The sequence below is a fragment of the Nitratireductor sp. GCM10026969 genome, assembly GCF_042660605.1.
Taxonomy (GTDB): Bacteria; Pseudomonadota; Alphaproteobacteria; order Rhizobiales; family Rhizobiaceae; genus Chelativorans.
Map to the genome: position 1 here is coordinate 1 of NZ_JBHSUM010000217.1, position 5,359 is coordinate 5,359.

A 5,359-nucleotide genomic window follows, 5' to 3' on the forward strand; every position below is an offset into this window, starting at 1 on the left:
CGTCGGCGATCATGATGGCGGGCTCGGGCGCGAGGGCGCGGGCGATCGCCACGCGCTGCTGCTGGCCGCCGGAAAGCTCTCCGGGATAGTGGGTGAGGCGCTCTTTGAGCCCGACCGCCGCAAGCTCGCGCTCGGCCAGCCCGAACGGGTCGCGGTGGCCGGCAAGTTCCAGCGGCACCGCGACGTTTTCCAGCGCCGTCATGTTGGGGATCAGGTGAAATGACTGAAAGACGATGCCGATGGTGCGCCCGCGAAAGGCCGCCACCTGGTCCTCGCTCAGCCCGTTGAGCGCCTGCCCGGCCACGCGCACGGTGCCGCTATCGACCTTCTCCAGCCCGGCGATCACCATGAGCAGCGTCGACTTGCCGGAGCCGGATGGGCCGACCACCGCCGTGGATTGGCCATCTTCCACGGTCAGGCTGACGCCCTTGAGCACATGCACGGAGGAGGCGCCCTCACCGAGCCGCAGGGAAACGTTGTCGAGTTCGATGACGGGTTTGGGCACGGGTGGAGCGTCCTATATGAGGAATAAACCGGGCGTGGTCCGGCAGATATGGGTCGAGTTTCATGGCATTCAAAGCTCTGGGCAAGATTTTCAGTGCCCTCGCGTCGCTCACGAAAATGTCATCGGTGCCGGTTCTGGCGCTTTTCCTTTGCATTGCCGCGCCCGCGGCGGCGGAGCCCTTCCGCATCGTCGGATTCGGCGACAGCCTGATGGCCGGCTACCAGCTTGCTCCCGGCGAGAGCTTTCCGGAGAAGCTCGAAGCCGCGCTTCGGGCGCGCGGCCACGACGTGACCGTCGCCAATGCCGGGGTTTCGGGAGATACGACCAGCGGCGGGCTTTCCCGGCTCGACTGGTCGGTGCCGGAGGAGACCGACCTTGTGATCCTCGGGCTCGGCGCAAACGACATGCTGCGCGGGCTTTCGCCGGAAAGCACAAAACACAACCTGGAGACGATGATCGTCCGGCTGCAGGAGCGTGGCATGGCGGTACTGCTCGTGGGCATGTATGCCGCGCCCAATCTGGGGCCGGACTATCAGGAGGCGTTCGACGCCATCTATCCGCGACTGGCGCGGGAACATGAGCTGCCGCTGGTGCCGTTTTTCCTCGAGGGCGTGGCGGCCAACCGCGCGCTGCTGCTCGAGGATGGCATGCATCCCAATGCCGAGGGCGTGGACGTGATGGTGGAAAATGCCCTGCCCGCGGTCGAGCGAATCATCGCGGAGGAAAAATCCGGTGCTTGAGGAGCAGGTGCCAGAAAGCGCTTGCTCCTGTGCCCGATCGATGATTCGCTAACCAAGACATATCGAGATTCGAGGAGGTTGCCATGCCGCGACTGTTCACCGCCCTCGAGATTCCGCGCGATGCGGCTTTGTCGCTTTCGCTTCTGCGCGGCGGCCTCCCGGGAGCCCGGTGGGGCGATGTCGAAAACTACCATCTTACCCTGCGTTTCATCGGTGATGTCGAAGGCCACGTGGCCGACGAGGTCGCCAATGCGCTGGACCGGGTGCGCCGGCCCTCCTTCTCGCTCACGCTCTCAGGGGTCGGCGCGTTCGGTCAGAAGAAGCCGCACGCGGTGTGGGCGGGTGTTGCGGCCTCACCGGATCTCTATGCCCTCCAGGCCGAGATCGAGCGCATCTGCCGCCGCGTCGGTCTGCCGCCGGACCCACGCAAGTTCACCCCGCACGTGACGCTGGCGCGGCTGAAGAACGCCAGCCCGCGCGATGTCGCGGCCTATCTTTCCGCGCGCGGCAACTTCGCCGCCGCGCCCTTCCGGGTGGGGCGGTTCGTCCTGATGTCCTCGCGCGAATCGATCGGCGGCGGGCCCTATATCATCGAGGAAGCCTGGCCCTTGCTGCGGGCCGAGCCGGCGCGCTCGGAAAGCCTCGCGGCAAGCGCTTCAGACGCTTCGTGGAGCGTGCGGTAGACCGCGGCGAAGCCGTCGTCCGCGCCGTAATAGGGGTCGGGTACGTCGTCCGGTCTGCCGAGCGCATAGTCCAGGAAAAGATGAATGCGCGCGCTGGCCTTCGCCGGCGCCAGCTTCTTCAGTGCGGCGACGTTGGAGCGATCCATTCCGAACACCAGGTCAAAACGCAGGAGATCCTCCGGGCTCACCCGCCTCGCCCGCTGGCCGGTTATGTCGAGGCCGAAACGGTGTGCGGTGGCGATCGCGCGCGGGTCGGGCGGTGCGCCGATGTGCCATGCGCCCACGCCTGCCGAATCGAGGTGGAGGGTTTGCGCGAGCCCGTGTTCGGCGGCCACGGCGCGGAAGATGCCCTCGGCCAGCGGCGAGCGGCAGATGTTGCCGAGACAGACGAAGAGAATGGCGGTCGGCCGCTCCCCAGGTGATGAGGAAATGCTGTCGGTCATGACGGAGAGGTAGTGAATTTTGCGATTTCGCGCAAACCTCGCTTCAGGCGGTTGCCGGCCGAAAATCGTACTCGCTGATTACAACGAACAAAAAACGCCGGTACGGCATTGGCCTGTACCGGCGCTGATCCAGTTCGGGATCGTTGCCCTGCGTGACTGGGCGGCGAGCCGCCCGGAGTTGGTTCGATCCGGCCACGACCCCGTGGGCGGGGGGGCTTGGGGTACGGAGCCGTCTCCGGACCGAACCGTCTCAGGCAACGAGTGTGATGCTGGCTTCTAAATCAGGCGGGAGCTTGGACAGAAAACGGCGAGAATGGGGCAAGCGATCACCAAATCCGACATCTTGTCTGCTTTCGTGATGGCTGCTCGCGCTGCTCCCCATTTTCCGGTGGGGTTGCAATTGCTGTCTTGCCGAGCCACCTTGATTCATAAAATTGTCACAAGGATGCGAGCGCGACATGACCGATTTCGGAAGCGCGGGGGAGGATGGCGACGACTCCGGAAATCTCGTATGGCTGAGCGAGGCGCGGCGCGCCCGCAACGACCTTCCGGTGACATTCGACCGGCGGGAGTTGAACCAGATCCTGCGTCTCTACGGACAGATGGTCGCCGCCGGCGAATGGCGCGACTATGCCATCGACCATCTGAAGGACAGGGCCGTCTTCTCCGTCTTTCGCCGCACCAGCGAAGTGCCGCTCTTCCAGATCGTGAAGAACCCGAAGCTGGCGCGCAAACAGGGCGCCTACAGCGTGATCGCCGCCAGCGGGCTTATACTCAAGCGCGGGCATGAACTCGGCCGCGTGCTCGCCGTGTTCGACCGCACGCTTAAGCTCGTGCGGGCATAGGCACTACGCGTTCCCCCTCAAAGGCCTCTGCGAAACATCCTTTCCGGCAGGGAATCGGGATCCGGGGCGGTGGCCGCACCGCCGTTGAGGCTGAGCTGCATGAAAACCGTATCAAGCCAGCGCCCGTGCTTGTAGCCGCTGTCTTCGAGCACGCCCGTATGGCGAAAGCCAAGCGCCTCGTGCAGCCGCACGGAGGGGCTCGAGGGTGAGCCGTCGCCGATGACCGCGGCGACCTGCCGGAAACCCAGCCTTTCGCATTCCTCGATCAGAACCGTAAGGAGGCGCCGGCCGATGCCCTGGCCCTGCGCGTGCGGCGCGATATAGACCGAATCTTCCACCATGAAGCGGTAGGCCGGCCTGGTGCGGAAAGGACCCGCATAGGCGTAGCCGAGCACCTGACCGCCTTCTTCCGCCACCAGATAGGGATAGCTGTTGCGGACGAGTGCCTCCCGGCGCGCCGCCATCTCTTCTTCGTCAGGCGGCGTCAGCTCGTAGCTCGCCGTGCCCGTCTCCACGGCGTGGCGGTAGATGCGCGTGATCGCGGGAAGATCGGCGGAAGCGGTCGGCCGGATGAGCAGTTCGGTTTGTCTGTCGGTCAGCATCGTGGCATTCATTGCAGACCGATGCGCAAAAGAAAAGGCGGCTCGATGGCCGCCTGGATAGTGTCGAATGGAGACGGGTCAGATGCCCAGCCCCTCGTAGCGCTTCTTGAAGCGGGAAACACGGCCACCGCGGTCGACAAGAGCCTGCGAGCCGCCGGTCCAGGCCGGATGCGTGCGCGGATCGATGTCGAGCTGGAGCGTGTCGCCCTCGCTGCCCCAGGTGGAGCGCGTCTCGTATTCGGTGCCGTCGGTCATGACAACCTTGATCATGTGATAATCGGGGTGAATGTCGGCTTTCATCGGTCTATCCTGAATGGTCTGCGCATCGGCGCGTTTGCCGGCGTTCCGTGCGGCAATCTCGCCCATGACGAAAACTTGAAGCCGCGGCCAAGGAGGGCTACGGCTTCGGAAAGGCTCGCGTGCCTATACATCAGGCGCCCGGGCGAGACAAGGCCGCCAAGGCTGAAACTTGGAGGCGACGCCGGAAGGAAACACAATGGCCGAAACAGATGCCGTGCCCGTGGATAAGGCGCGGCGTTCCCTCAAGCCCCTGCGGCGGCTGGTGCCCTATGTGCGCCGCTACCGCGGCCTGGTCGCGGGCGCGGTGGCTTTCCTGCTTCTGGCGGCGGCCGCCACGCTGGTGCTTCCGCTTGCCGTGCGGCGGATGATCGACCATGGCTTTTCCGGGTCGGACGGGACGCTCATCACCAATTACTTCTCCATGCTCCTGGTGGTGGGCGCCGTCCTGGCCCTTGCCTCGGCGCTGCGTTACTACTTTGTGGTCACGTTGGGCGAGCGCGTGGTGGCGGACCTGCGGAACGACGTCTTCAGCCACGTCACGCGGCTCTCTCCCTCCTTCTTCGACACGGCGCGGTCGGGCGAGATCGTTTCGCGGCTGACGGCGGATGCCACGCAGGTCAAGGCCGCCGTCGGCGCCACCGCCTCCGTCGCGCTGCGGAATACGATCATGGGACTAGGGGCGCTGGCGATGATGGTGATCACCAGTCCGCGTCTCTCGCTGCTTGTGGTCGTGGCCATCCCGTTCATCGTTTTGCCGCTGATGGCCTTCGGCCGGTCGGTCAGGCGGCGTGCGCGGCATGCGCAGGACACGCTGGCCGAGGCCAGCGCCTTCGCCGGCGAGCAGATCGGCGCCGTCAAGGTTTTGCAAGCCTTCACCAATGAAGAGAGCGTGGCGAGGCGGTTCAGTGCGGCGGTGGAAGCGGCGTTCCGGGCGGCGCGCGCCTCCATCTCCGCGCGTGCGCTGCTGACCTTCCTGGCGATCTTTACGACCTCCGCTTCCGTGGTCGCCGTGCTGTGGGTCGGCTCCCAGGACGTGCTGGCGGGAACCATCACGGCGGGGACGCTCGGGCAGTTCCTCCTCTACGCGATTCTGGCCGCCGGGGCGCTCGGCGCCTTGTCGGAGGTCTGGGGCGAGTTGGCCCAGGCGGCGGGTGCGGCCGAGCGCATGAGCGAGCTTCTCATGGAGAAACCGGTGATCGCCGCGCCCGAGAAGCCCGTGCCGTTGCCCGAGCCCGCGCGCG

8 protein-coding genes are annotated in these 5,359 nt (G+C 65.7%); 4 read left to right on the top strand and 4 right to left on the bottom strand.

Translation table 11 applies throughout. The features are described from left to right. The coding region (locus ACFP9U_RS23565) for an ABC transporter ATP-binding protein (protein WP_378625190.1) at nucleotides 1–505 on the bottom strand (505 nt) is incomplete at its 3' end. A gap of 62 nt (nucleotides 506–567) precedes the next feature. Between ACFP9U_RS23565 and ACFP9U_RS23570 the strand changes: the two genes are divergently transcribed. Together ACFP9U_RS23570 and thpR are read left to right on the top strand one after the other, a co-directional pair. Continuing rightward, a complete protein-coding gene (locus ACFP9U_RS23570; RefSeq protein WP_378625192.1) occupies nucleotides 568–1,245 on the top strand; it encodes an arylesterase in 678 nt (225 codons plus the stop codon). Nucleotides 1,246–1,328: 83 nt separating this feature from the next. After that, nucleotides 1,329–1,928, top strand: coding sequence for an RNA 2',3'-cyclic phosphodiesterase (gene thpR / locus ACFP9U_RS23575; protein WP_322453061.1), 600 nt, complete (start codon nucleotides 1,329–1,331; stop codon nucleotides 1,926–1,928). On the opposite strand, the gene ACFP9U_RS23580 is transcribed toward thpR, so the two are convergent. Next, a complete protein-coding gene (locus tag ACFP9U_RS23580; protein ID WP_378625193.1) occupies nucleotides 1,829–2,371 on the bottom strand; it encodes a low molecular weight protein-tyrosine-phosphatase in 543 nt (180 codons plus the stop codon). The two genes, thpR and ACFP9U_RS23580, sit on opposite strands and share 100 nt — an antisense overlap. A 458-nt stretch (nucleotides 2,372–2,829) precedes the next feature. On the opposite strand from ACFP9U_RS23580, the gene ACFP9U_RS23585 reads away from it, so the two are divergent. Continuing rightward, entirely contained in the window at nucleotides 2,830–3,216 is a 387-nt protein-coding gene (locus tag ACFP9U_RS23585) for a DUF2794 domain-containing protein (RefSeq protein ID WP_322453059.1), read from the top strand. 17 nt (nucleotides 3,217–3,233) lie between these two features. Here the strand turns inward: ACFP9U_RS23585 and ACFP9U_RS23590 are convergent, their stop codons facing one another. Both ACFP9U_RS23590 and rpmE read right to left on the bottom strand, forming a co-directional pair. Then, entirely contained in the window at nucleotides 3,234–3,818 is a 585-nt protein-coding gene (locus ACFP9U_RS23590) for a GNAT family N-acetyltransferase (protein ID WP_378625195.1), read from the bottom strand. A gap of 78 nt (nucleotides 3,819–3,896) precedes the next feature. Then, on the bottom strand, nucleotides 3,897–4,118 hold the full coding sequence (gene rpmE / locus ACFP9U_RS23595; RefSeq protein ID WP_322453057.1) for a 50S ribosomal protein L31: 222 nt from the start codon (nucleotides 4,116–4,118) through the stop codon (nucleotides 3,897–3,899). 196 nt (nucleotides 4,119–4,314) lie between these two features. On the opposite strand from rpmE, the gene ACFP9U_RS23600 reads away from it, so the two are divergent. Continuing rightward, on the top strand, nucleotides 4,315–5,359 hold a 1,045-nt coding region (locus ACFP9U_RS23600; RefSeq protein ID WP_378625197.1), incomplete at its 3' end, for an ABC transporter transmembrane domain-containing protein.